We start from the raw sequence: 22,289 nt of genomic DNA on the forward strand, positions 1-22,289 counted from the left end.
CCCCATGGGTGCAGCAACAGCGAACACGGTCGGCGCCCAGGCGGACGGTGCGGCCGCCGACGAGGAGTCCCCGATCCACATTCTCTGGATCAATGCGGGGCTGAGCTGTGACGGCGACTCGGTGTCGCTGACCGCGGCGATGCAGCCCAGCATCGAGGAGATCGTGCTCGGTGCGCTGCCCGGGCTGCCCAAGATCCAGGTCCACTGGCCTCTGATCGACTTCGAATCCGGTCCGGTGGGCGGTGCAGACACCTTCATCGAGTGGTTTTTCAAGGGTGAGCGCGGCGAGATCGATCCCTTCGTGCTGGTCGTCGAGGGGTCCATTCCCAACGAATCGATCAAGCAGGAGGGGTACTGGTGCGGCTTCGGCGACAACCCCGAGACCGGCCAGCCGATCACCACCAGTGAGTGGATCGACCGGCTGGCGCCCAAGGCCCTGGCGGTCGTCGCCATCGGTACCTGCGCCACCTACGGCGGCATCCATGCGATGGCCGGCAACCCGACCGGTGCCATGGGCGTACCCGACTACCTGGGCTGGGACTGGACCTCGAAGGCCGGTATCCCGATCGTGTGCGTGCCCGGATGCCCGATCCAGCCGGACAACTTCTCGGAGACCCTCACCTACCTGCTCTACCAGGCGGTGGGATCCGCGCCGATGATTCCGCTGGACGACAAGCTGCGCCCTGCCTGGCTCTTCGGGGCCACCGTGCACGAGGGGTGCGACCGGGCCGGCTACTACGAGCAGGGCCAGTTCGCCACCACGTACGACTCGCCCGCATGCCTGGTCAAGCTCGGCTGCTGGGGTCCCGTCGTCAAGTGCAACGTCCCGAAGCGCGGCTGGATGAGCGGCATCGGCGGCTGCCCGAACGTCGGCGGCATCTGTATCGCCTGCACCATGCCCGGATTCCCCGACAAGTTCATGCCGTTCATGGACGAACCGCCCGGCGGCAAGGTCTCCAGCGCCGCCAGCGGAGCGTACGGGGCGGTGGTCCGCAGGCTCCGGTCGATCACGGCGAAGACCGTGGACAAGGAACCGAAGTGGCGTCACAAGGGCTCCAAGCTGACCACCGGGTACCGATCGCCCCGGTGACCGGCGCGGCGTCCGCCGAGTGCCCCGCCCTCCGCGATCGGTGAACGTCCCGTTTCCGCCCCCGCTTCCTCCTCCATCAACTCCCACTCCCCAGAAGGGTCATGGCACACACAATGGCACCCACGACGAAGGCGGCCGGCGACGGCAGTGGCCTCGTCGAGATGGCCTGGGATCCGATCACCCGGATCGTAGGCAGTCTCGGCATCCACACGAAGATCGACTTCAAGCAGAAGCAGGTCGCGGAGTGCTACAGCACCTCGTCGGTCTTCCGTGGCTACAGCGTCTTCATGCGGGGCAAGGATCCCCGGGACGCCCACTTCATCACCAGCCGCATCTGCGGGATCTGCGGCGACAACCACGCCACATGTTCCGTGTACACGCAGAACATGGCCTATGGAGTGAAGCCGCCGAACCTCGGTGAGTGGATCATCAACCTGGGCGAGTCGGCGGAGTACATGTTCGACCACAACATCTTCCAGGAGAACCTGGTCGGAGTCGACTACTGCGAGAAGATGGTCCGCGAGACCAACCCCGGAGTCATGGAGCTCGCCGAGCGCACCGAGGCGCCGCACGCCGGGGAGCACGGTTACCGCACGATCGCGGACATCATGCGCTCCCTCAACCCCATCGAGGGGGAGTTCTACCGCGAGGCTCTTCAAGTGAGCCGCTACACGCGGGAGATGTTCTGCCTGATGGAAGGGCGCCATGTGCACCCCTCCACGCTCTACCCGGGCGGCGTCGGAACGGTCGCGTCCGTCCAGCTCTTCACGGACTACCTCAGCCGCCTCATGCGGTACGTGGAGTTCATGAAGCGGGTCGTTCCCCTGCACGACGACCTGTTCGACTTCTTCTACGAGGCCCTGCCCGGGTACGAGGAGGTCGGCCGCCGGCGGGTGCTGCTCGGCTGTTGGGGAGCGCTCAACGACCCCGAACACTGCGACTTCACCTACGCCAACATGACCGACTGGGGACGGAAGATGTTCGTCACCCCCGGTGTGATCGTGGACGGCAAACTGGTCACCAACGACCTCACCGAGATCAACCTCGGCATCCGGATTCTGCTCGGCAGTTCGTACTACGACGACTGGGAGGGCAAGGAACAGTTCGTCACCCATGACCCGCTGGGCAACCCGGTGGACCCCCGCCACCCGTGGAACCAGCACACGATCCCTGCCCCGCAGAAGCGGAACTTCGACGACAAGTACAGCTGGGTGATGTCGCCCCGCTGGTTCGACGGCAAGGACCACCTGGCACTGGACACCGGTGGCGGCCCCATCGCCCGCCTCTGGTCCACCGCGTTGTCCGGGCTCGTCGATGTCGGCTATGTGAAGGCGACCGGCCACAGCGTCGTCATCAACCTGCCGCGCACGATGACCAAGCCCGAGACCACCTTCGAGTGGAAGATCCCGAAGTGGAGCAACGCGCTGGAACGCAACCGCGCCCGCACCTACTTCCAGGCGTACGCCGCCGCCATCGCGCTGCACTGTGCCGAGAAGGGGCTCGAGGAGGTCCGCGCCGGACGCACCCAGACCTGGGAGAAGTTCGACGTGCCGGACGAGAGCATCGGTGTCGGCTTCACGGAGGCCGTACGCGGCGTGCTCTCCCATCACATGGTGATCAGGGACGGCAAGATCGCCAACTACCACCCCTACCCGCCCACCCCGTGGAACGCCAGCACGCGGGACACGTTCGGTACCCCCGGTCCCTACGAGGACGCGGTGCAGAACACGCCGATCTTCGAGGAGAACACCCCGGAGAACTTCAAGGGCATCGACATCATGCGGACCGTCCGCAGCTTCGACCCCTGTCTGCCGTGCGGCGTCCACATGTACGTGGGCGGCGGCAAGACCGTCCAGCAGATGCATGTGCCCACCGGGCTGAGCGGACTGGCCGGATGAGCGCCGCAGCGACGGTCGTCGCACCCCCGAGGGCCCTCGACGCCGTGGAGGCCGGGCGGCGGGTCGAGGACCTGCTCGACCGCCTGAGCACCACCGGCGACCAGGAAGTGTGCGCCGCAGCAGAGGAGTTGGTGCGGGTCCTGATGGACTTCTACGGCGCAGGCCTGGCCCGGATCGTCGGCCGCCTCGGCACCCCCGCGGACCGCGGAACCGGCGACGGGCCGCTCGCCGCGCTCCTCGACGACGAACTCGTGTCGAGCCTGCTGGCCCTGCACGATCTGCACCCGGAGGACATCGGCACACGGATCACGCGCGCCCTGGACTCCGTAAGCGACCCCGTCGAGGTCGTCGGCTTCGACGAGGAGACCGGCATCCTGCGGCTGCGCTCCTCGGCCGAGGCCGGCGACGGCGGTGGCTGCGGCTGCCCGAGCACGGGCGCGGCGACGCAGCGCAGCGTCGAGGACGCGCTGGCCTGCTTCGTACCGGAAGTGGAGCAGGTGGTCATGGAGTCGGTGACCACCGACCGGGAGCCACCCCTGCTCCAGATTGCCACCCGCCCGCCGGCCGGAACTGCCGGTGCCGGGGCGACCGTTGCCGCGACGGCACCGTGAGCGCCCCCCCGACCAGGGCCGAGCGTCGCCCCGCGCCCGTTGCCCGCGCCCGCGGCCTGCGCAGATTCGCCACGCCGCCGGAACCCCGGCAGGAACGGTGCGAGCTGTGCGGCGTGCCGGTGACCGAGGGCGGTCACCGGCATCTCGTGGACACCGAGAAGCGGGCGCTGGCCTGTGCGTGTACTCCGTGCGCCCTGCTGTTCGAGCGGCCCGGCGCAGCGCACGGACGCTTCAGAACGGTCCCGGACCGCTATCTGTCCGATGCGGACCACCGTCTCGACGACGGTGCGTGGGAGCTTCTGCAGATCCCGGTCGGCGTCGCGTTCTTCTTCCGCAACGCGGCGCTGGACCGGCTGGTCGCGCTCTACCCGAGCCCGGCCGGAGCCACCGAGAGCGAACTCGACCCGGAGACCTGGCAGACCGTGCTCGGCGCCAGTCGCCTCGCCGCCCTTCTCGAACCCGATGTCGAGGCCCTGCTGATGCGTCGTACGGAGGGCCGGGCCGAGTGCTACCTCGTACCGATCGACATCTGTTACGAGCTGGTGGGACGCATGCGCCTGCTGTGGCAGGGCTTCGACGGCGGCGCCGAGGCCAGGGCCGATCTCCAGGCGTTCTTCGCGCACGTCGAGGGACGCGCCCGAACCCAGGAGAAGGGGCAGTCCCGGTGACGGAATTCGCCTTCACCTGCACCGGAGTCCGCGCCGACGCGTACGCGGCGGGCCCCACGCTGGTCTTCCGGCTGCGCATCACCACGTCCGGAGAAGCCCGGGTGCACGCCCTTGCGCTGCGCTGCCAGATCCGTATCGAACCGGCCCGGCGCGGTTACGAGCCGGGCGAGGCCGACGGACTGCACGACCTCTTCGGCGACCGCTCACGCTGGGGAAACACGCTCCAGCCCCTGCAGTTCGCCCAGGTCTCCCTCATGGTCCCGTCCTTCACGACGGAGACCGAGGTGGACCTCGTCGTGCCCTGCACCTACGACCTGGACATCGCCGCGACACGGTACTTCGACGCGCTCCAGGACGGCGAGGTGCCGCTCCTCCTGCTCTTCTCCGGCACGGCCTTCACCGGGGACAGCGGTTTCCACGTCGAGCCGATTCCCTGGGACCGCGAGGCGCCCTTCCGGATGCCGGTCGCGGTGTGGAAGGACATGATCGAGCAGCACTTCCCGGGCTGCGGCTGGATCCGGCTGCCGCGCGACACCATGAACGCCCTGCTCGCCTTCCGGTCGCGGCAGGCCCTGCCGTCCTGGGAGACGACCGTCCAGGCCCTGATCGACCTGGCCGGAGACGCAGGTACCCCACCTCCGCAGTGCCCTGAGCGCCCCGTGCACCGGGCCGTACTGCCCCGGGTCACCGAGAGGACGGCGCCGTGACCTCATCCCTCCTCACGCCCGCACTGGAGACCCGGTTCGCCATCGCACGGCAGGTGGCCGACACCGTCCTCTTCGAGGGCTATGTGCTCTACCCGTACCGGGCCTCGGCGGCCAAGAACCGGCTCCGTTGGCAGTTCGGGGTGCTCGTGCCGCCCGGCTGGGGCGCCGACCGCGAGGAGCACGACTTCCAGCACACCGAGTGCCTGATGGAGCCGAAGCCCGGCGCGACGCTCGCCGTCGAAGCACGGTTTCTGCACGCCCAACGGCGCACGGTGCAACAGGCCCGCGACGACGGCACGTTCGCGACCGTGGCCGAACTCGAACTCGCCGACCGGGTGCTGGTCCCCTGGGACGAGGGCGCCGAGGAACGCGTCGAAGTGGTCGTGGACGTCGCCGAACTGGCCGGGGACGGTGTCACCGTCCCCTTCACCAGGCCCGCCCGCGAGGAGACCGAACCCGTCCTGGACGCGGACGGGCGGACGCTGGGCCGTCTGGTCCGCCGCTGCGAGGAGATCAGCGGCGTGGTGCGGCTGTCCGCCCGCGAACTCGACGGCCCCTACCGGGTCATGAGGCTCACCGCAGTGGTGGAGAACACCAGCACCTGGACGCCCGGCCCCGCCGAGGCCGATCGGGACGCCGCGCTCCCACGGTCGCTGGTCGCCGCCCACCTCCTGATGGGTCTCAGCGCGGGCTCGTTCCTGTCGATGACGGACCCGCCCGAGTGGGCGAAGGGCGCGGTCGCGGCCTGCCGCAACCTGCACACCTGGCCGGTGCTCGCCGGGGAACCCGGGCGTGCGGACCTGATGCTGTCGTCCCCGATCATCCTGGAGGACCATCCGGCCATCGCCCCCGAGAGCCCCGGAGCGCTCTACGACGCCACCGAGATCGACGAGATCCTCGCCCTGCGGACGGCGGCCCTGACCGACCAGGAGAAGCGCGAGGCCCGCGGAACCGACGCCCGGGCGGCCGCGGTCGTCGACCTGGCCGAATCGATGCCCCCCGAGGTCCTGGAGCGGCTGCACGGCGCGGTGCGGGCCCTGCGCGAGATCACCGGACCCGACACGTCCCCGCGCGCCGCCCAGGACCCCCTCCCGGACGGCGTGGACCTCATCGACGCCCGCGGCGTGCTTCGCCCCGACACCCCGTGGTGGGACCCCGCGAGCGACGACACCGCCGCCCCGGCCCGGGATCGCGTTCTGGTGGGCGGCCGGTCCGTGGGCGTGGGCAGCCGCGTCCTTCTACGACCGGGACTGCGGCGTACCGACGCCCAGGACCTGTTCCTCAAGGGCCGCAGCGCACAGGTCGAAGCGGTGCTCCACGACGTCGACGGCGGAGTGCACCTCGCGGTCACGGTCGAAGGCGACCCGGGCGCGGACATCCGCCGTGAGCAGGGGCGCTTCCTGTATTTCCAGCCGGACGAGGTCGCCCCCCTGGAGGATGCGTGAACGCCCCCGCGCAGGAACGTCCGAGAACCCTGGTCGCCGGGATCGGGAACATCTTCCTCGGCGACGACGGCTTCGGCGTCGAGACGGTGCGCGCACTGTCCTCGCACCGTCTCCCGGACCATCTCGAGGTGGTCGACATCGGCGTACGGGGCGTCCACCTCGCCTACCAGCTCCTCGACGGATACGACACGCTCGTCCTGATCGACGCAACCGAGCGCGGCGGCGCCCCGGGAACCCTGTACCTGATCGAGGTCGACGAACCCGGCGCAGTCGAGCCGCAGAACGCACTGCTCGACGGCCACCGGATGACCCCCGACGCAGTCCTGGCACTGCTCGGAACCCTGTGCGCCGGCACCGGAGCCGTACCGCCGAGGCGCACGCTCGTCGTCGGCTGCGAACCCGACAACGTCGACGAAGGGATCGGGCTGAGCGCTCCGGTGGCCGCAGCAGTGCCACAGGCCGTACGGATGGTCCTGGACCTCGTACTGGAAGAAGACCACGGAGCCGCCGCCCAGCGGGCGGCGGCCGGACCCGCCATGAACTGAGCAGAAGGGACCCACCCCATGAAGAAGACCCTCATCTGCGGCCTGACCGCCGCCGCCCTCGTCGCCCTCGCCGCGCAGGTCCTGCCCGACGTCAAGCGCTATCTGCGGATGCGCTGCATGTGACGGCGCCCGCCGCCCGGTCCCGGCCCCTGGCTGCACCGAATGGTGCATGTGCCGTACGGGTACCGGCGAGCCGGTCCGCCGGCCCCCGTCACCCGCCGCTGTAATGACGCACGGCAGGACGGAGATGCAATGCACGAGATGTCGATCGCCATGGCCGTCGTCGACCAGGTGGAGGAGGCGGCTCAGGCAGGCGGAGCCGCCTCGGTCGGGTCCGTCCGGCTCCAGGTCGGCGAACTGGCCGGAGTCGTTCCTGACGCCCTGTCCTTCTGCTTCGGACTCGCCTGCGCCGGGACCGTTCTGGAAGGCGCCGAACTCGTCGTCGAACCCGTGGCGGCCCGCGCGCGGTGCGAGCCCTGCGCGGACGAATGGGCGGTCGGCATGCCGCCGCGCCTGTGCTGTCCGGCCTGCGGCGAGCCGACCGCCGAACTCCTGTCGGGGCGCGAGCTGCAGATCGTCAGCGTGCACTGGCAGGACGGACCCGAACACGAACACGCCCGCGAACCGATCTCCCAGGAGCGCTGAACGATGTGCCGTGAAGTCGACCTGCAGCAGGCGGTACTCGCCAAGAACGACGCGACGGCGCACAACCTGCGAGCCGTGCTCACGGCGCGCGGCACCACCGTCGTCAACCTGCTCTCCAGCCCCGGCAGCGGCAAGACCGAACTGCTGGAAGGCGAACTCGGCCGGGCCCGGGAGAGGGGAGTGCCGGTCGCCGCGCTCACCGCCGACCTCGCCACCGAGAACGACGCGGTCCGCCTGGCCCGGTCCGGAGCCCCCGTCAAACAGGTGCTGACCGACGGACTCTGCCATTTGGAGGCCGGGATGCTGGGCCGCCACATCGACGACTGGCTGCCCGACGGGACCCGGATCCTCTTCGTCGAGAACGTCGGCAACCTGGTCTGCCCCGCCTCGTACGACCTCGGGGAAACGCTCAGGGTCGTCCTCGCCTCCGTGACGGAAGGCGAGGACAAGCCGCTGAAGTACCCCACTGCGTTCGGACTGGCCCAGCTCGTCGTGGTCACCAAGACCGACCTTGCGCAGGCCGTCGGATTCGACGAGGCCGCATTCCGTGCCCATGTCCAGCAGGTCAACCCCGGTGTGGACGTGGTGCTCACCGCCGCCCGCCGCGGTGAGGGGGTGGGCACGCTGCTCGACCGGGCCCTGGCCGCCGGGGAAGGCGCCTCCGTCCACACACCGGTGATGGCCCGGCAGCACCCGTCCCACCAGCACCCGCATACGCACAGCAACCAGGACCACCGCACGCACGGAGGCCAGCACACCCACAGCCACACGCATACGGGCGTGCACACGCACACGCATCCGGACGTCGGAACCCACGATCACCCGCACACCGGTCCGCACGCCCACGCGCACCCCGACGAGCCGCTCGTCGTGACGACAGCACCCGCCTCCGCGGCAGAGCCCCGCCCGTGACGACCCCACAGCCCGGGACCGTCGTCGCCGGAGCCGTGCAGAGGCGGCGGGTCGTGGTCCGCGGCGTCGTGCAGGGGGTGGGCTTCCGGCCCTATCTGTACGCCCGCGCCACCGGGCTCGGGCTTGCCGGACACGTCACCAACACCACCGAAGGCGTTGTCGCCGAGGTCGAGGGCGCCCCGGCCGCGGTGGCACTGTTCTGCGACCGGATCGCCGCGGACGCCCCACCGCTCGCACTGGTGGACTCCGTCGACCACAGGGAAGTCCCCGCCGCCGGCGGATCCCGCTTCAGCATCGAGGACTCCCTGACCGGCGGACCGGCCCGCACACTGGTCTCCCCGGACGTGGCCACCTGCGCCGACTGCCTCACCGAACTGGCTGATCCGGCCGACCGGCGCCACCGCCACCCCTTCATCACCTGTACGCACTGCGGGCCCCGCTTCACCATCGTCACCGGAGTGCCGTACGACCGCGCACACACGACCATGGCCCGCTTCCCGATGTGCGCCGACTGCGCCCGCGAGTACGCCGACCCCACCGACCGGCGCTTCCACGCACAGCCGGTCGCCTGCCCCGACTGCGGCCCCCGGCTGCGACTGCTCGTGGGACAGCCGGACCGAACACAGCCGGCACAGCCCGCAACCGGACGCGACCCGGTCGCGGAGGCCCGCCGACTGCTGTCCGACGGCGCTGTGCTCGCGATCAAGGGACTCGGCGGCTACCACCTTGCGTGCGACGCCGAGAACTCCGCCGCGGTGTCCCTGCTGCGCCGTCGCAAGGCCCGCGGCGACAAGCCGTTCGCCATGATGGCCCGCGGCATCGACGACATCGCGCACCTCGTGCAGCTGGGCGCCGAGGAGCGGGCTCTGCTCATCGGCGCTGTCCGGCCCGTCGTCCTGCTGCGACGCCGCACCGACGCCCGCCCGGGCCCCGGTACTCCATGGCCGTCCGACGCGGTCGCCCCGGGCAGTCCCGACCTCGGCGTCATGCTCCCGTACACCCCGCTGCACCACCTCCTGCTGGGCCTGCCCGGTGACCCGCCGGGACCGCGCCTTCTGGTCATGACCAGCGGCAACGTGGCCGGTGAACCGATCGTCACGGACGACGACGAGGCGCTGGAGCGACTGGCCCACCTCGCCGACGGCTGGCTCACGCACGACCGCCCGATCCACGTGCCGTGCGACGACTCCGTCGTGCGTGTCTGCGACGGGGAGCGGCTGATCGTACGGCGCTCACGCGGCTATGCCCCGCTGCCGCTCGCCCTGCCGCACCCGGTACCCGCGACCCTCGCCACCGGCGGCGACCTGAAGAACACCTTCTGCCTCGCCGAGGACCACAGGGCCTGGCTGTCCGCCCATGTCGGCGACATGGACGACCTCGCCACCCAGCACGCCTTCGAACGCGCCGAACAGCACGTGGAAACCATCACCGGAGTGCGGCCCGGCATCCTGGCCACCGACCGGCATCCCCGCTACCGCACCGGCCAGTGGGCCCTGCGCCGGGCCGACGGACGGCCGGTCGTCCGTGTACAGCACCACCACGCGCATATCGCGGCCGCAATGGCCGAGCACAGAAGGGACGGCAGCCGCCGAGTGATCGGCGTCGCGTTCGACGGCACCGGTTACGGGGACGACGGCGCGGTGTGGGGTGGCGAGGTCATGCTGGCCGACTACGAGACGTACCACCGCTTCGCGCACCTCGCGTACGTTCCGCTGCCCGGCGGCGACGCCACCGTGCACCGGCCCTACCGGATGGCGCTCGCTCATCTCTACGCGGCAGGCATCGGCCCGACGGACGACCTGCCTTGCGCGGCAGCCTGCCCGCCGGACGAACGGCGTGTGCTGCTACGGCAGTTGGAGCGAAACCTCAACTGTGTCCCCACCTCCAGCATGGGCCGGCTGTTCGACGCCGTCTCCTCGCTGGCGGGCGTCTGCCACCGGGCCGGGTACGAAGCCCAGGCCGCCGTCGAACTGGAGGCCGCAGCGGTCGGCGCCGCCGCGGACCCCGGACCCGGTTACGGCTTCGCGCTGCGCCCGGCGGGCACGGCCGACGGCCGGCAGTTGATCATGGACCCGTCGCCGGTGGTGGCAGCCGTCGTCGACGACGTGCGTGCCGGTACGGCGCCGACGCTTGTCGCCGCACGTTTCCACGCGGCTGTCGCGAGTCTCGTGCTCCACGTGTGCACCGCGGCCCGCGAACAGCACGACCTGCATGAAGTCGCCCTGACCGGAGGCGTGTTCGCCAACACCCTTCTCTCCTCCCTGTGCGCCAGGACGTTGAGCGAGAACGACTTCACCGTCCTGCGCCACCGGGAAGTCCCCCCGAATGACGGCGGACTGGCGCTCGGCCAGCTCATGGTGGCCGCCCGCACCGGAGCGGCGCACACCAGCGCCGCCGACTGACGTCCTGCCCGGCAGAGCCGGGCAACGCCCCCACAGCAAGGAGCAGCCATGTGCCTGGCGGTACCCGGCAGAGTGATGGACATCGAGGAACGTGACGGTACCCGGATGGCCACCGTCGACTTCGGCGGTGTGGTCAAGGAGGTGTGCCTGGAATATCTGCCGGACCTCCAGGTCGGTGAATACGCCATTGTCCATGTGGGGTTCGCCCTGCAGCGACTCGACGAGGAGTCGGCACGGAAGACGCTCGACCTCTTCGCCGAACTCGGTCTGCTCCAGGAGGAGTTCGGAGATCCGTGGGAACTGGCCGCAGAGGCCGGCGGTACGTCCCCGACCGGTGCCGCCGACGTACCGCAGGAGGTTCAGCGGTGAAGTACATCGAAGAGTTCCAGAACCCGGACCTGGCGCGTCGGCTGCTCGACGACATCCACTCCATCGTGACCCGTCCGTGGGCGCTGATGGAGGTCTGCGGCGGACAGACGCACACCATCATCCGGCACGGTATCGACCAACTCCTGCCGGACCAGGTCGAACTGATCCATGGTCCGGGCTGTCCCGTCTGCGTCACGCCACTGGAGGTCATCGACAAGGCGCTGGAGATCGCCTCCCGCCCCGAGGTGATCTTCTGCTCGTTCGGGGACATGCTCCGGGTCCCGGGAACCGGCCGTGACCTGTTCCGGGTCCGCAGCGAGGGCGGCGACGTGCGGATCGTGTACTCGCCGCTCGACGCCCTGAAGGTCGCCCAGCAGAACCCCGACCGCGAGGTGGTCTTCTTCGGGATCGGATTCGAGACCACCGCACCGCCCAACGCCATGACGGTGTATCAGGCGCGCAGGCTCGGCATTCCGAACTTCAGCCTGCTGGTGTCCCATGTGCGGGTCCCCCCGGCCATCGAGGCGATCATGCAGTCCCCGAGCTGCCGGGTGCAGGGGTTCCTCGCCGCCGGCCACGTGTGCAGCGTGATGGGCATGCGGGAGTACCCGGAGCTGGCCGAACGGTTCCAGGTCCCCATTGTGGTCACCGGTTTCGAGCCGCTGGACATCCTCGAAGGCGTACGGCGGACCGTCCTGCAGCTGGAGCGCGGTGAGCACACCGTGGAGAACGCGTACCCCCGCGCCGTGCACCCGGACGGGAACCCGGCGGCGCTCACCATGCTGGAGGACGTCTTCGAAGTCACCGACCGCGCCTGGCGCGGTATCGGCACCATTCCCGACAGCGGCTGGCGGCTCTCCACCCGCTACCGGGACTACGACGCCGAGTACCGCTTCTCCGTCACCGGCATCGCCACCGAGGAGCCCGCCGAATGCCGCAGCGGTGAGGTCCTGCAAGGACTGCTGAAGCCCCACGAGTGCGAGGCGTTCGGCACCACCTGCACCCCGCGCAACCCGCTCGGGGCCACCATGGTCTCCAGCGAGGGCGCCTGCGCCGCGTACTACCTCTACCGGCGCCTGGACATCAGGACCGCACCCAGGGAGACGAGCCCCGTTGTCTGAGACCACCGAAGCACTGAACACCACGGTCACCGCCACCGCGGACGTCCCCGGCGAGGCGCCCGTACTCGACCTCACGGCATGGACCTGCCCCGCACCCCTGCGCGACCAGCCGCGAGTGGTGATGGGCCACGGTGGCGGTGGCGCACTCTCGGCCGAACTGGTCCAGCACGTCTTCGCGCCCGCCTACGGGGGCGACGTGCTCGCGCAGCTGGCCGACTCCGCCGTGGTGTCGCTGGGCGGCGCCCGGCTGGCCTTCTCCACGGACTCGTACGTCGTGCGGCCGCTGTTCTTCCCCGGCGGCAGCATCGGTGACCTCGCGGTCAACGGCACGGTCAACGACCTGGCCATGAGCGGAGCCCGGGCCGCCTATCTCTCCTGCGGTTTCATCCTGGAGGAGGGCGTCGAGCTCTCGGTCGTCGCACGCGTGGCCGACGCGCTGGGCACGGCGGCGCGCAGAGCGGGCGTCGAGGTGGCGACCGGCGACACCAAGGTCGTGGACGCCGGTCACGGCGACGGCATCTTCATCAACACCGCCGGGATCGGCCTCGTCCCGGCCTGCGTCGATCTGCGTCCCCAGCGAGTGGTCCCCGGCGATGTCGTGATCGCCAGCGGTGCGATCGGCGTGCACGGCGTGGCGATCATGAGTGTGCGCGAGGGCCTCGAGTTCGGCGTGGAGATCGAGAGCGACTGCGCGGCCCTGGGCGGGCTGGTGGAGACCATGCTCGCGGTCACCCCCGACCTCCATGTCCTGCGCGATCCCACACGTGGCGGACTGGCCGCGGCACTCAATGAGATCGCGGTGGCCTCGGGCACCGGTGTCGTCATTCAGGAGCGCAACGTTCCGGTCCCGCCGGCCGTGGCCAACGCCTGCGCCGTCCTGGGCCTGGACCCGATGTACGTGGCCAACGAGGGAAAACTCGTCGCGTTCGTCCCCCGTGAGCACGCCGAAGCCGTTCTGGAGGCGATGCGGGCTCATCCGCTGGGAGCGGAGGCGACCGTGATCGGCGAGGCCGTGGAGGCGCATCCCGGCATGGTCGTGGCCCGCACCGGGCTCGGCGGGACGCGCGTGGTCGACCTGCCGATCGGGGAACAGCTGCCGCGGATCTGCTGATCCGACGGTTCTGCGGACCGCTCGCGCGGATGCGGGAGCGGCGTCGTGTGGCGACCCTGGAGAGGTGGGGGAGACTCGCTGAGGAGGACCACCCATGTCCATGATGGACAAGATCAAGCACATGCTGAAGGGCCACGAGGACCAGGCGGGAAAGGGCATCGACAAGGCGGGTGACGCCATCGACACCAAGACGCAGGGCAAGTACACCGGCCAGGTCGACACGGCCCAGGACAAGCTCAAGGACGAGTTCGGTTCGGAGCAGGGGCAGGACCGGCCGCCGCAGCCCTGACCAGGCCGCCGTGCTCCTGCGGATCGCGCGGACGCCCGACGATGATCCCTTGCGCCCCATTCCCGTGCCCGCTGCCGGCGGAGGATGCGTACGGGTCGTGCGCGGGCACCGGCTCCGGGGTGACGACGCCGCACCGGGCTCGCACGAGCCCGATGCGGCGCGTCCTTACGGGCCCGGACGCCGGGTGAAGCCGGTGGCCGGGCGTTCCATCCGCTCGCCGTCCACGATGATGTCGACGGCTTCGTTGTAGAACGCGATGAGGTTCTTGACCGCCCCCGCGGCCGGGACGGGGTCGGGGTAGCTCCATGCCACATGCGCCGGTGCGTCGCTGTCCGTGTCGGTCAGGGACCAGTATTCGGCCGTCCCCTTGTACGGGCATCCCGTGCGCAGGCCGGTCGGGGTGAACAGATCGAGGCGGACGTCCTCGCGGGGGATGTAGTAGCGGACAGGAAGGCGTGTCTCGAAGAGGAGCACCGGGCTGCGGGTGTCCGCGACCAGAGTTCCGTCGATCTCGATCTGCACGTGCCGAGAGCTGCGGAGCGCGTCCACGCGCGAGTACGGGTCGCGGGGATGGACAAAGATCTCTTCGTCCTCCTCGTACCAGTGATCAGGGCCTACGCCGACGCGTCCGAACCATTCGAAGGCGATGTGTCCGGCGAGTTCGGCGCCCGGAAAGGCCCATGCGGCGTTGGGCTCCGCGACGCCGTCCACGACGAGGTCGTAGAAGACCGTGGAGCCGGAGTGCGCACCCACGTCGGGGTCGGTCGCCGGGCGGAGCAGATCGGTGCGGACGTCGTCCCGAGGGAAGGCGTAGAGCGGCACGGCATGGCCGGGTTCCCACACGAGGACCGGTCGGCGGCTGTCGACGACGACGGTCGTGCCCTTCTTCCCGCGCACCCGGCGCTCGCTCGGCTCCCAGGTGAGGACGGTGTCCGGTACCGGGTGACGGCGCTCGACGGCAGGGGCGGGTGGAGTGGTCACGAGGTCCTCCTGCGCGAAAGTACTGAATCGAGGTGCGCGTCCTGGTCTCTGCGGCGGTCCACCGGTCACGGGGCGCGTGAGCCGGCTCCATGCGCCCGCCCGGTCCGGTTCGGTCACCGGCCAGGGCCGGTGACCGGCCGTCCCCTTGACCCGCAGCCCAAGGGGTACAGGACTTGGCTGTCTCAGCGTACGAATGTCCGCACGCGGGCGCCTGCGGATCCCCCGGTTGGCCGGGCCGTCCGGGATGCGGCTCGCGCGCCTTCCGTGGAACGTGGGGGAGTGGTGCAGCAGAGGAGAGCCCCGTGGATCCCTGTCGGTGTCATCGTGCTGGCCGTGGTGACCGACCTGGCGACACCGCCCAACGTGACGTCCGCCCCGCTGCTGATGGCAGCGCCGGTCTCGGCCGCTCCGCTACTGATGCCGGGGGGCATTGTCGCCGTGGGCCTCGTGTCGATGGTGGTGCACGCCGGACTGACGAGGGTCGACGGCACCTTCGGCTGGCACCGGGGCGTCGCCAATCAGGTCACTCTCCTCGCCGTCACCGTGCTCGCCGTCCTCATCAACCGCACTCTGCACCGTCAGAACGCCAGAACCAGGCGTGCACTCCACATCGCTGCCGTGGCACAGCGCGCCGTTCTGCCCCGCCCACCGTCACGGCTGGACGGTCTGGAGATCGCCGCACGCTATGTGCCCGCCGAGAACGAGGCCATGATCGGCGGGGATCTGTACGTCGTGCAGAGCACCCCGCACGGCACCCGCCTCATGGTCGGGGACGTGCGCGGCAAGGGACTGGGCGCGGTGAACGCCGTCTGCGCCGACATCGGCGCCTTCCGGTACGCCGCGGACGAGGCCGAGGACCTCGGTCAGCTCGTGCTCGCGCTGGAGCGTGCGCTGGTGCGCGAGGGAGGACGGCGCGGGGGCCTGGAACAGCAGGAGGGCTTCACCACCGCTCTGGTCGCGGAGTTCTCCACCGATCTGAATGTCGTGCGAGTGGTGAACCGTGGCCATCCGCCGCCGCTGCTTCTCGACCCGCAGGGGACGGCCACGGTCCTCGAACCCTCGCAGGAAGCGCCGCCCCTCGGGATGATCACGCTGGGGGACTGGGTCTTCCCCATCGACAGCTTCTCGTTCCCGCCCGGATCGACCCTGCTCTGCTACACGGACGGAATCACCGAAGCCAGGGATGCCGCCGGCACGTTCTACGACGCCGCCACCCGACTGCCCATCCTGCTCCGGTGCGGCACGCGCACCGGAACATCCGCCACGCCGTCACAGACCCTCGACGCACTGGTCCGCGACGTACGACGTCATGCGGGCGGCAGACGCCAGGACGACCAGGCGCTTCTGGCCCTGCACCGCCCGTACGCGTGACGTGCGTCTTCGGCGAGCCGCAGACCGGCGACCAGGGACTGCCGAAGTCCATGTCCGAGGCCGGCCGACATGTTGCCGCACTTCCGCGGGGCGGGGGCGCCCGAGGGCGCGTCCTGTTGCGGCGAATCCGTGGAGGCCGAGGAACCGTCGTCGGCTCCATCGGGCAAGCGCCGGACCCCGTCCTCCGGACGCCACCGGGTCCCTCTCCGGCACCCGGGGCTGCTGCGGAGATACCGGGAGGGGACGCGGAGCGGGCCTTTCGGCGCGTCACGGAGAAGCCGGACCCCTGTCCGGGGAGACTTTCGGCATGACCAATGCAACGAAGGCAGTCCTCGAGGGCGGCCCCGAGGACCTTCCCGACCGGATCGTTCCCCTCACCACACCGGTGCCGGACCTCAAGATCCCGTTCCGCGGTGGGTACGAGCACTTCAAGGCAACGACGCGTCACCAGGAGACCGCCGAGGGCCAATTGCCCATCTACGAATGGTGGGAACGCACGGAAATCCCGGGATAGGCGCCACACCGGTACGGGCTTCCCGCCCGCCCGATACGTACGCACTGTCCGTCCGACCGACGTGTGCGCATCTCCAGCCCGGCTCCCGCACTGTCGACGAGTCCGCCGAGGTATGCCGTTCGGCCGCCTTCCGGTGGCGCGTCCGGGCAGGCGGCTGCTTGCTGGTCCCAGGGCCCCCAGGAGAGGAAGCGAGCGCTCATGGAGCCACAAGGGAGGAAGGGGCAGGCGCTGCAGACTCCGCGGGCGGCCGGGCTGGCCGGAGTTGTCTTCGCGGTGCTGCTCGCGGCCGCCATCATCCTGATCCGGCTGGCGATCCCCGAGGACGAGGGCGCGCTGACCGCTGAAGGATTCAACGATTCCTCGCGCCGGAGCGCGGTGAGGACGGCGCTCGCCCTCGTCCCCTTCGCGGGCATCTTCTTTCTGTGGTTCGTGGGCGTGCTGCGCTCCCACGTCGGGCAAGCGGAGGACAAGTTCGTCACCACCGTTTTTCTGGGCAGCGGGCTGATCTTCGTGGCCTCGTTGTTCGGGGCGGCCGCGGCCGCCGCAGGCGTGCTGTCCGTCGGAGTCCCGTCCGGGAACGACCCGGGACTGCCGTCCTGGGACTTCGGCCGCCACTTCGCGTACACGATGCTGACGGACTACGCGATGCGGATGGCTGCGGTGTTCACGCTCACGACATCGACCTTGGGGCATCGCCTCGGGGTCTTTCCGCGGTGGCTCACCCTTCTGGGCCTCCTCGTCGCCCTGGCGCTGCTCTTCGTGGCGCCCGACATCGCCTGGGCGGAGCTGGTCTTCCCGGCCTGGTCCCTGGTCGTCAGCGGCTACATTCTCGTGGTCAGCGGCACCACCGGGCCCGATGCCGCGGATGCGTCCTGACTGTGGTCCCGGCCCCACGGGTCGGCATCCACAGTTCGTTCGGCGCGCCGCTCGCCCGGCTGGAGGCGCAGCTCGCCCTGACCGTGCCGGCCCGCAGGCTCGACAACCCTCGTTTGGTGGCGGACCCGCCCCTTACCGGCAGAACGCGGTCCTGCGCGGCCCCCGCCGTCTGAACATCACGTTCGACGGTCTCCGCCCGTAGGGAGCGACTCTCCGGTCATGTCGTCAGCCGGATGAGGGGGCGGACTGCGCGGTGCTGGGGCGGGCAGGCCGTGGCCGAACACGACACCTCGGAAGAACGCCGTGCAGCCGGCGGACCTCAGGAGCGCCCGGTCTCACGCGCGATGCATCCGCCCCAGGGCGCTCCGGGCGCGTACCGCCGGCCTTGAGCCCCGTTCCGCCGGCGAATTCCGGGTTCCCTCGGGCGCCATGGTCCACGAGGCGATCCTGCGGCTGGGTGTGCCGCCCAGACCGCCCGGCGGTGCCTGCCTGTGGTGATGCGGTGTGTCTGCGGACGGCCCGGAGGTTGTCCCGGCACCGCATGCCGCAGGTTGCCAGGTCTCAAGCCCACGTGGTGTCCGACGGGTGCCCCGCCGCATTGCCGTCGTGGGCGTACCGAAAACAGCTGTACGGGCATGTTGTCGATGGGCCGGACGGGGCTGCGGCCCGGTTGGCACCGCGACGTCGGCGCGCCGGGTGGTGAGAGGGCTGCGACGGCCGGCTTCGGCAGGACGTGCTCGGCGGGTGGTGCCGCGATCTTGGTGCGGGAGGGGATGCGATCGGCCGCCGCAGGATTCCACGCGGCGCGGTGGGCGCTGATGACGGCCTTTCAGCGCGCCGGGGATCGGGGTTTTCTGTGTGCCGGAGTCCGGCGGCGTGCTGCCGACAGGGTGAGCGGGCGTCAGGATGTCGCCCGTAAAGCCTAATCATGTGCCAGATGGTCATGCTATGTTACTTTTTGACGGAGCGTCAGATGTGAACTCGCCTTGCGACAGATGCCGTGCGTACACCCGGTTGGCTCTCTGGTGCCACGCCTTCGATATGCCCGATATGACAGATAATCAGGCTGTCAGTACGTTCGTCACAGGTCGGCTGCCCAGCCGGCGTCTCTGAGAGCAGGGAGAAGTGACATGGCCACGCGTACGCGTACTTTCGCCGTTACCGCCGCTGTAGCGGGCGCAGCGGTCCTCGCCACCACCGGCATCACCTACGCCTCGGCAACCGGCACCCAGGCCGCTCCGTCTGTCCAGCAGGCCGCCCCCGACGCGGCTCCGCTCGGTGGTGAAGGCGGTGGCAACGCCGGCAACGGGGGCAACGGGGGCAACGGGGGCAAGGGGAACGAGGGCGGCTACGGCGGTGGCGGCGGTGGCGGCTACGGTGGCGGCAACGAGCGTGGTGGTTTCCGCTACAAGGAGGAGGGCCGGATCTTCATCAACGAGCGTTCTTACTCGGCTCGTGGTGAGGATGGCTGCATCACGGTGGTGAGCGGTCTGGGTGCCCGGAGCTTCAACATCCGTAACGAGAGCCGCCGGACCGTTGAGTTCTTCCGCGGGGCGACCTGCGACAACGGTTCCCCGGTTGCGACGGTCGGTCCCTGGAGCACCAGCAACGGTGTCTTCACCCGTCAGCACATCCGTGGCGGCGTGTTCGTCAAGAACGGTGTCGTGGGCAGCTTCCGGGTGGTCCGGGACCACTACGACAGGGAGTGGTGAGGGGCCACTTCCACAGGTGGTAGAGCAGGGTCTGCATGACATGGAAACCCCGGCCCGTCGGAATCGGGCCGGGGTTTCCCGCACGAGGGACACCTCTCGGCGGATATCCGGTCCCTGACCGGCGCACACGTGCGCGACCCGCGCTCGGTGCCGTATACATCCGCCTCGTCATGCCAGGCGTGAGGTCCTCTCCGGTCGATCTTCGTGGATCAGCCTGCGGCGTATGGTGCGGTGCATCACAAGGCGGAGGATCGTCCTCGTACTGGGCGTACGTGGGCGACTGCGACAACGCGGCGAGGTGCCGCGCCGGATATCGCGGGCCCACGAAGGTCGGCCGAACAAACCTGACCGAGTGCCCCATGTCGCGCCGGGCTGACTCGGACGGCTGAAGCCTCGCGAAACCGGCTGGGAGGTTTCCGGTGAGGCGTAATGGGGGGCCGACAGAACGAGCAGGCACGCCGTCGCGGGTCGTGTCGGCAGAACGGGATGCCGCGTCCCGGTGGGCCTGCTCCCCTTGTGACCGGCCGGCGTCTCGGCTTCGAACAGGCACTACACGCCTGAGGCGCCGGCCGGTTCGAGAAACCCGCAGGCCAGGAGCCCGCCGGCGCGATCGGTGACTGTCGCGGGCTCGTGGCGTCGGTCGCGCAGGCCGCCACCGTGCTGGACACCTGGCCCATGACGACGAGGCTCTCGATCGCAACTGGACCTGCATCACCAGGATTTCGGGAGCGATGAGTCAACGCGCCGATCGTATGGGTGGGGCCGGCCGCGGGACGTGGCCGGCTGTCCCGGGGAAGGTTCGATCGGCACCGGGATCAGTCCCCGATGCCGATGACGACCTTGCCCCTCGCGGAGCCGCCCTTCACGGCCCGTGGGTCTCCGCGGTCGTGGGAGGGCGACGCCGCGGGTCGACCAGGGGACTGAGTTTTCCGTCGTCGGCGAGCACTGCCATCTCTCGCAGGAGACGTACGCTCGCGACCCGCCCGGGTCGGCGCTCCCACTGCCGGGCCGTGCTTCTCAGGCGTTCGAGAGCAGACTGGAAGAGGAAGGACACGGTGTCGTACGGATCGGCTGGTCCTTCTGGTCGTCGTCCGTGCGTTGCAATGATGGCCTTGCCGCGGAGGGGGGTTCACGCCGGGACCGGTCGGGCCGCGATGCTGTTGGCATCCGGCGCCTCCGGTGTTGAGCATCACCACGAGGAGAGGTACCCATGTCGACGTATCTGGTCAATCACCTGCGCATCCCTGGCGTGCCGGAGGAGGAGAATCTGGCCTATCTGGAACAGGTCGAGGCCACCACGGCGCACTACGGAGGCAAGTGGCTCGCAATTGACGGCGAGGTGCAGGTCCTCGAAGGTGCCTGGCCGGGCTCGGTGGTGCTGATCGAGTTCCCTGACATGGAGACGGCGCAGGCGTGGTACAACTCGCCGGAGTATCAGAAGATCATTCATCTGCGCACGGACCGGACCGTCAGTGATCTGGTCCTGGTCGACGGCGTCAGCTCGGACTTCACGGCTGCCGGCTACGCGCTGCAGCTCCGTGCGACGATTGCGGCGGCCGAGTGCGGCAGCTGATCCGGCCGGTGCCGGACCGGGCCGAGAGACGGGCGGTTCACCTGCGGTACCCCGGCCTCACGCCGATCTCGATGGTCTCGGCACCTGTGCGTTGACGTCCTGATCGGGGTGGACGCCGGATACGACGTGCCCCGCCCGGCCTGCCTGCTGAAGGATCTGCCGGTGCAGGCGCTGGGCCGGACGCGTTCGGACGGTTTCCTGCGCCGCACAGTCCCGCCCCGGATGCCCGGCGCCCGGGGCCGCCCGCCAAGGGGGCGGCTTTGCGTTCACAGCGGCGACGGAGACGACGGCAGCCGACGAGCCGGACCGTTGACCGCTCGACGACCCGGCGGTGGCGGCCCAGACGGGTGGATCCACGTCGATTCGCGTCTGCATCGACGACATCCCTGCCTGCGGGTGCGCTGCATTTGGAGCGCGAAATATGGCGGCTTGAGTGCGACGATGGATCTGTGGTGCCGGAATTCAAGGTCGCGCATGGCCGCCCATGTTGCGTAACCGCACCGATCTGCGGGCTCACCGGAAGTTGCGGCTTGTTCGGCGCCGTCGCTGACGTCCGTCTGAGGGGTTTGCTTGGAAGGTGTGCCGCTTCACCGCTGTAGTGATCCGTGACGCACCGATGAGGTGAGAAGCGGTCCCGGGTGAGGAGTGCGTGAAATGACGACCCTGCTGGAGTGCTTTCTCGCAATCCACGGTAGACGTGATCGCTGGATCAGCAATTCCCGTATGCGAAACCCCAGGAAGGCTCATGCGGATGGAGAGGGTGAGAATTTCTCCACAGCGGAGCATCGGTGGCGAACCGGTGGGGGAGGGGCCCCTTGGGGATGTGCTCGAGCCGCCTATGCCGGCAGCCATGAAACCTGGCGCTACCTGGCCGAGCCCTATCTCTTCGCGTGGCCCGGCATCATTTTTTCCGTTCCTCTTCCTCAGGGTTCCGGGCTTCCGGACGAACGTCACCTTGCCGGTTCGCTGGAGCGTTCCGGAAGAGTCCGTCTGCCGGGCCCGCGGCGCGGACGGGAGGGCTGGTGAAGAGGGATGTCCCGTCATCCCCGGTGGGCACACGGTGTCGGCTACGGCACCTCGCCGCGTTGTCGGAACGCCCGAATACCTCCAATATGCGGACGCCCCTCCGTCCTGCGATGCATCGCATCAGACGCCGCGCGCTGATTCACCACGCCGACGCGGTGTGCGACGACATCGGTTCGCCGGCCGGGTAGCGCCCGGTTCGTGGGGCCGGAGTTGACCGCCTGCGAGGCCGGCCGAAGCGCAGCATGGCGCCGGAGGGATCGCGGAAGGCGCAGGCGCCGACGCTGTACGGCTGGTCGATCGGCTCCCGCAGCGCCTCGCCACCCACGGCGCGGATGCGCTCGAAGGTGGCGTGGCAGTCGTCGGTCCTGAAGCATCGTTGTCGGACACCGAGTGGGGCGAGTTCGAACAGAGGAGAGAACTCGC

The 22,289-nt window shown here is 69.8% G+C and carries 22 protein-coding genes and 2 pseudogenes; 21 read left to right on the top strand and 3 right to left on the bottom strand.

Translation table 11 applies throughout. From position 1 onward, the window contains the following. Nucleotides 1-4 precede the first annotated feature (4 nt). The 15 genes from ACFU8W_RS00975 to ACFU8W_RS01045 all read left to right on the top strand — a co-directional run bounded on the left by ACFU8W_RS00975 (nucleotide 5) and on the right by ACFU8W_RS01045 (nucleotide 13,813). Nucleotides 5-1,090: a hydrogenase expression protein HypE gene (locus tag ACFU8W_RS00975; RefSeq protein WP_345515726.1), complete on the top strand. Its 1,086-nt coding sequence runs from the start codon at nucleotides 5-7 to the stop codon at nucleotides 1,088-1,090. A gap of 113 nt (nucleotides 1,091-1,203) precedes the next feature. Further along, the gene (locus ACFU8W_RS00980) at nucleotides 1,204-2,988 is read left to right on the top strand and encodes a nickel-dependent hydrogenase large subunit (protein WP_384032020.1); all 1,785 of its coding nucleotides are present in this window, start codon (nucleotides 1,204-1,206) and stop codon (nucleotides 2,986-2,988) included. Further along, a complete protein-coding gene (locus ACFU8W_RS00985) occupies nucleotides 2,985-3,599 on the top strand; it encodes a hypothetical protein (RefSeq protein ID WP_384031034.1) in 615 nt (204 codons plus the stop codon). The genes ACFU8W_RS00980 and ACFU8W_RS00985 overlap by 4 nt, the downstream gene beginning before the upstream one ends. Then, nucleotides 3,596-4,267 carry a DUF5947 family protein gene (locus ACFU8W_RS00990; protein ID WP_384031036.1) on the top strand — a complete coding sequence of 224 codons (672 nt, stop codon included), beginning with the start codon at nucleotides 3,596-3,598 and terminating at the stop codon, nucleotides 4,265-4,267. The genes ACFU8W_RS00985 and ACFU8W_RS00990 overlap by 4 nt, the downstream gene beginning before the upstream one ends. Further along, complete coding sequence (locus ACFU8W_RS00995; RefSeq protein ID WP_384031038.1) at nucleotides 4,264-4,974, top strand: DUF6084 family protein; 711 nt, start codon at nucleotides 4,264-4,266, stop codon at nucleotides 4,972-4,974. Before ACFU8W_RS00990 ends, ACFU8W_RS00995 begins: the two co-directional genes overlap by 4 nt. After that, nucleotides 4,971-6,419, top strand: a complete 1,449-nt coding sequence (locus tag ACFU8W_RS01000; RefSeq protein WP_384031040.1) for a hypothetical protein — start codon at nucleotides 4,971-4,973, stop codon at nucleotides 6,417-6,419. Before ACFU8W_RS00995 ends, ACFU8W_RS01000 begins: the two co-directional genes overlap by 4 nt. Beyond that, on the top strand, nucleotides 6,416-6,964 hold the full coding sequence (locus tag ACFU8W_RS01005) for a hydrogenase maturation protease (protein ID WP_384031042.1): 549 nt from the start codon (nucleotides 6,416-6,418) through the stop codon (nucleotides 6,962-6,964). Before ACFU8W_RS01000 ends, ACFU8W_RS01005 begins: the two co-directional genes overlap by 4 nt. A gap of 18 nt (nucleotides 6,965-6,982) precedes the next feature. Next, nucleotides 6,983-7,087 (top strand): DUF6893 family small protein, encoded by a 105-nt coding sequence (locus ACFU8W_RS01010; RefSeq protein WP_376336220.1) that lies wholly within the window; start codon nucleotides 6,983-6,985, stop codon nucleotides 7,085-7,087. A gap of 129 nt (nucleotides 7,088-7,216) precedes the next feature. After that, complete coding sequence (gene hypA / locus ACFU8W_RS01015; RefSeq protein WP_345515717.1) at nucleotides 7,217-7,609, top strand: hydrogenase maturation nickel metallochaperone HypA; 393 nt, start codon at nucleotides 7,217-7,219, stop codon at nucleotides 7,607-7,609. Between the two features lie 3 nt (nucleotides 7,610-7,612). Then, a complete protein-coding gene (gene hypB / locus ACFU8W_RS01020) occupies nucleotides 7,613-8,521 on the top strand; it encodes a hydrogenase nickel incorporation protein HypB (RefSeq protein ID WP_384031044.1) in 909 nt (302 codons plus the stop codon). Then, complete coding sequence (gene hypF, locus ACFU8W_RS01025; RefSeq protein WP_384031046.1) at nucleotides 8,518-10,923, top strand: carbamoyltransferase HypF; 2,406 nt, start codon at nucleotides 8,518-8,520, stop codon at nucleotides 10,921-10,923. The genes hypB and hypF overlap by 4 nt, the downstream gene beginning before the upstream one ends. A gap of 48 nt (nucleotides 10,924-10,971) precedes the next feature. Continuing rightward, nucleotides 10,972-11,292, top strand: coding sequence for a HypC/HybG/HupF family hydrogenase formation chaperone (locus ACFU8W_RS01030; protein ID WP_384031048.1), 321 nt, complete (start codon nucleotides 10,972-10,974; stop codon nucleotides 11,290-11,292). Then, a complete protein-coding gene (gene hypD, locus ACFU8W_RS01035) occupies nucleotides 11,289-12,413 on the top strand; it encodes a hydrogenase formation protein HypD (protein ID WP_384031050.1) in 1,125 nt (374 codons plus the stop codon). Before ACFU8W_RS01030 ends, hypD begins: the two co-directional genes overlap by 4 nt. Before the next feature lie 13 nt (nucleotides 12,414-12,426). Then, a complete protein-coding gene (gene hypE, locus ACFU8W_RS01040) occupies nucleotides 12,427-13,524 on the top strand; it encodes a hydrogenase expression/formation protein HypE (protein WP_384032022.1) in 1,098 nt (365 codons plus the stop codon). Nucleotides 13,525-13,618: 94 nt separating this feature from the next. Next, nucleotides 13,619-13,813 (top strand): antitoxin, encoded by a 195-nt coding sequence (locus ACFU8W_RS01045; protein ID WP_266978394.1) that lies wholly within the window; start codon nucleotides 13,619-13,621, stop codon nucleotides 13,811-13,813. 165 nt (nucleotides 13,814-13,978) lie between these two features. Here the strand turns inward: ACFU8W_RS01045 and ACFU8W_RS01050 are convergent, their stop codons facing one another. Then, nucleotides 13,979-14,794, bottom strand: coding sequence for a DUF427 domain-containing protein (locus ACFU8W_RS01050; protein ID WP_384031052.1), 816 nt, complete (start codon nucleotides 14,792-14,794; stop codon nucleotides 13,979-13,981). 279 nt (nucleotides 14,795-15,073) lie between these two features. Between ACFU8W_RS01050 and ACFU8W_RS01055 the strand changes: the two genes are divergently transcribed. From ACFU8W_RS01055 to ACFU8W_RS01080, 6 genes and pseudogenes are all read left to right on the top strand, one after another. Further along, on the top strand, nucleotides 15,074-16,165 hold the full coding sequence (locus tag ACFU8W_RS01055) for a PP2C family protein-serine/threonine phosphatase (protein ID WP_384031054.1): 1,092 nt from the start codon (nucleotides 15,074-15,076) through the stop codon (nucleotides 16,163-16,165). 307 nt (nucleotides 16,166-16,472) lie between these two features. After that, complete coding sequence (locus tag ACFU8W_RS01060) at nucleotides 16,473-16,679, top strand: DUF5988 family protein (protein WP_345515707.1); 207 nt, start codon at nucleotides 16,473-16,475, stop codon at nucleotides 16,677-16,679. 198 nt (nucleotides 16,680-16,877) lie between these two features. Continuing rightward, nucleotides 16,878-17,555: a hypothetical protein gene (locus tag ACFU8W_RS01065; protein ID WP_384031056.1), complete on the top strand. Its 678-nt coding sequence runs from the start codon at nucleotides 16,878-16,880 to the stop codon at nucleotides 17,553-17,555. A 23-nt stretch (nucleotides 17,556-17,578) separates the two neighbouring features. Continuing rightward, nucleotides 17,579-17,757 (top strand): annotated as a pseudogene (locus ACFU8W_RS01070) (cytochrome P450); the annotation flags it as partial. 928 nt (nucleotides 17,758-18,685) lie between these two features. Next, complete coding sequence (locus ACFU8W_RS01075; RefSeq protein WP_384031058.1) at nucleotides 18,686-19,267, top strand: hypothetical protein; 582 nt, start codon at nucleotides 18,686-18,688, stop codon at nucleotides 19,265-19,267. 1,210 nt (nucleotides 19,268-20,477) lie between these two features. Then, nucleotides 20,478-20,840 carry a DUF1330 domain-containing protein gene (locus ACFU8W_RS01080; RefSeq protein WP_345515703.1) on the top strand — a complete coding sequence of 121 codons (363 nt, stop codon included), beginning with the start codon at nucleotides 20,478-20,480 and terminating at the stop codon, nucleotides 20,838-20,840. Nucleotides 20,841-21,099: 259 nt separating this feature from the next. On the opposite strand, the pseudogene ACFU8W_RS01085 reads toward ACFU8W_RS01080, so the two are convergent. Next, nucleotides 21,100-21,192, bottom strand: a pseudogene (locus ACFU8W_RS01085) (IS5/IS1182 family transposase); the annotation flags it as partial. Between the two features lie 813 nt (nucleotides 21,193-22,005). Next, nucleotides 22,006-22,275, bottom strand: a complete 270-nt coding sequence (locus ACFU8W_RS01090; protein ID WP_384032024.1) for a VOC family protein — start codon at nucleotides 22,273-22,275, stop codon at nucleotides 22,006-22,008. Nucleotides 22,276-22,289: the final 14 nt, after the last annotated feature.

The organism is Streptomyces sp. NPDC057565, from assembly GCF_042801455.1.
Lineage (GTDB): Bacteria > Actinomycetota > Actinomycetes > Streptomycetales > Streptomycetaceae > Streptomyces > Streptomyces yanii.

Bases quoted from the DNA above. Each gene is read 5' to 3' on its own strand.
- ACFU8W_RS00975 (WP_345515726.1), top strand. From the start codon at position 5: ATGGGTGCAGCAACAGCGAACACGGTCGGCGCCCAGGCGGACGGTGCG.
- ACFU8W_RS00980 (WP_384032020.1), top strand. From the start codon at position 1,204: ATGGCACCCACGACGAAGGCGGCCGGCGACGGCAGTGGCCTCGTCGAG.
- ACFU8W_RS00985 (WP_384031034.1), top strand. From the start codon at position 2,985: ATGAGCGCCGCAGCGACGGTCGTCGCACCCCCGAGGGCCCTCGACGCC.
- ACFU8W_RS01010 (WP_376336220.1), top strand. From the start codon at position 6,983: ATGAAGAAGACCCTCATCTGCGGCCTGACCGCCGCCGCCCTCGTCGCC.
- hypA (WP_345515717.1), top strand. From the start codon at position 7,217: ATGCACGAGATGTCGATCGCCATGGCCGTCGTCGACCAGGTGGAGGAG.
- hypB (WP_384031044.1), top strand. From the start codon at position 7,613: ATGTGCCGTGAAGTCGACCTGCAGCAGGCGGTACTCGCCAAGAACGAC.
- ACFU8W_RS01030 (WP_384031048.1), top strand. From the start codon at position 10,972: ATGTGCCTGGCGGTACCCGGCAGAGTGATGGACATCGAGGAACGTGAC.
- ACFU8W_RS01045 (WP_266978394.1), top strand. From the start codon at position 13,619: ATGTCCATGATGGACAAGATCAAGCACATGCTGAAGGGCCACGAGGAC.
- ACFU8W_RS01060 (WP_345515707.1), top strand. From the start codon at position 16,473: ATGACCAATGCAACGAAGGCAGTCCTCGAGGGCGGCCCCGAGGACCTT.
- ACFU8W_RS01065 (WP_384031056.1), top strand. From the start codon at position 16,878: ATGGAGCCACAAGGGAGGAAGGGGCAGGCGCTGCAGACTCCGCGGGCG.
- ACFU8W_RS01075 (WP_384031058.1), top strand. From the start codon at position 18,686: ATGGCCACGCGTACGCGTACTTTCGCCGTTACCGCCGCTGTAGCGGGC.
- ACFU8W_RS01080 (WP_345515703.1), top strand. From the start codon at position 20,478: ATGTCGACGTATCTGGTCAATCACCTGCGCATCCCTGGCGTGCCGGAG.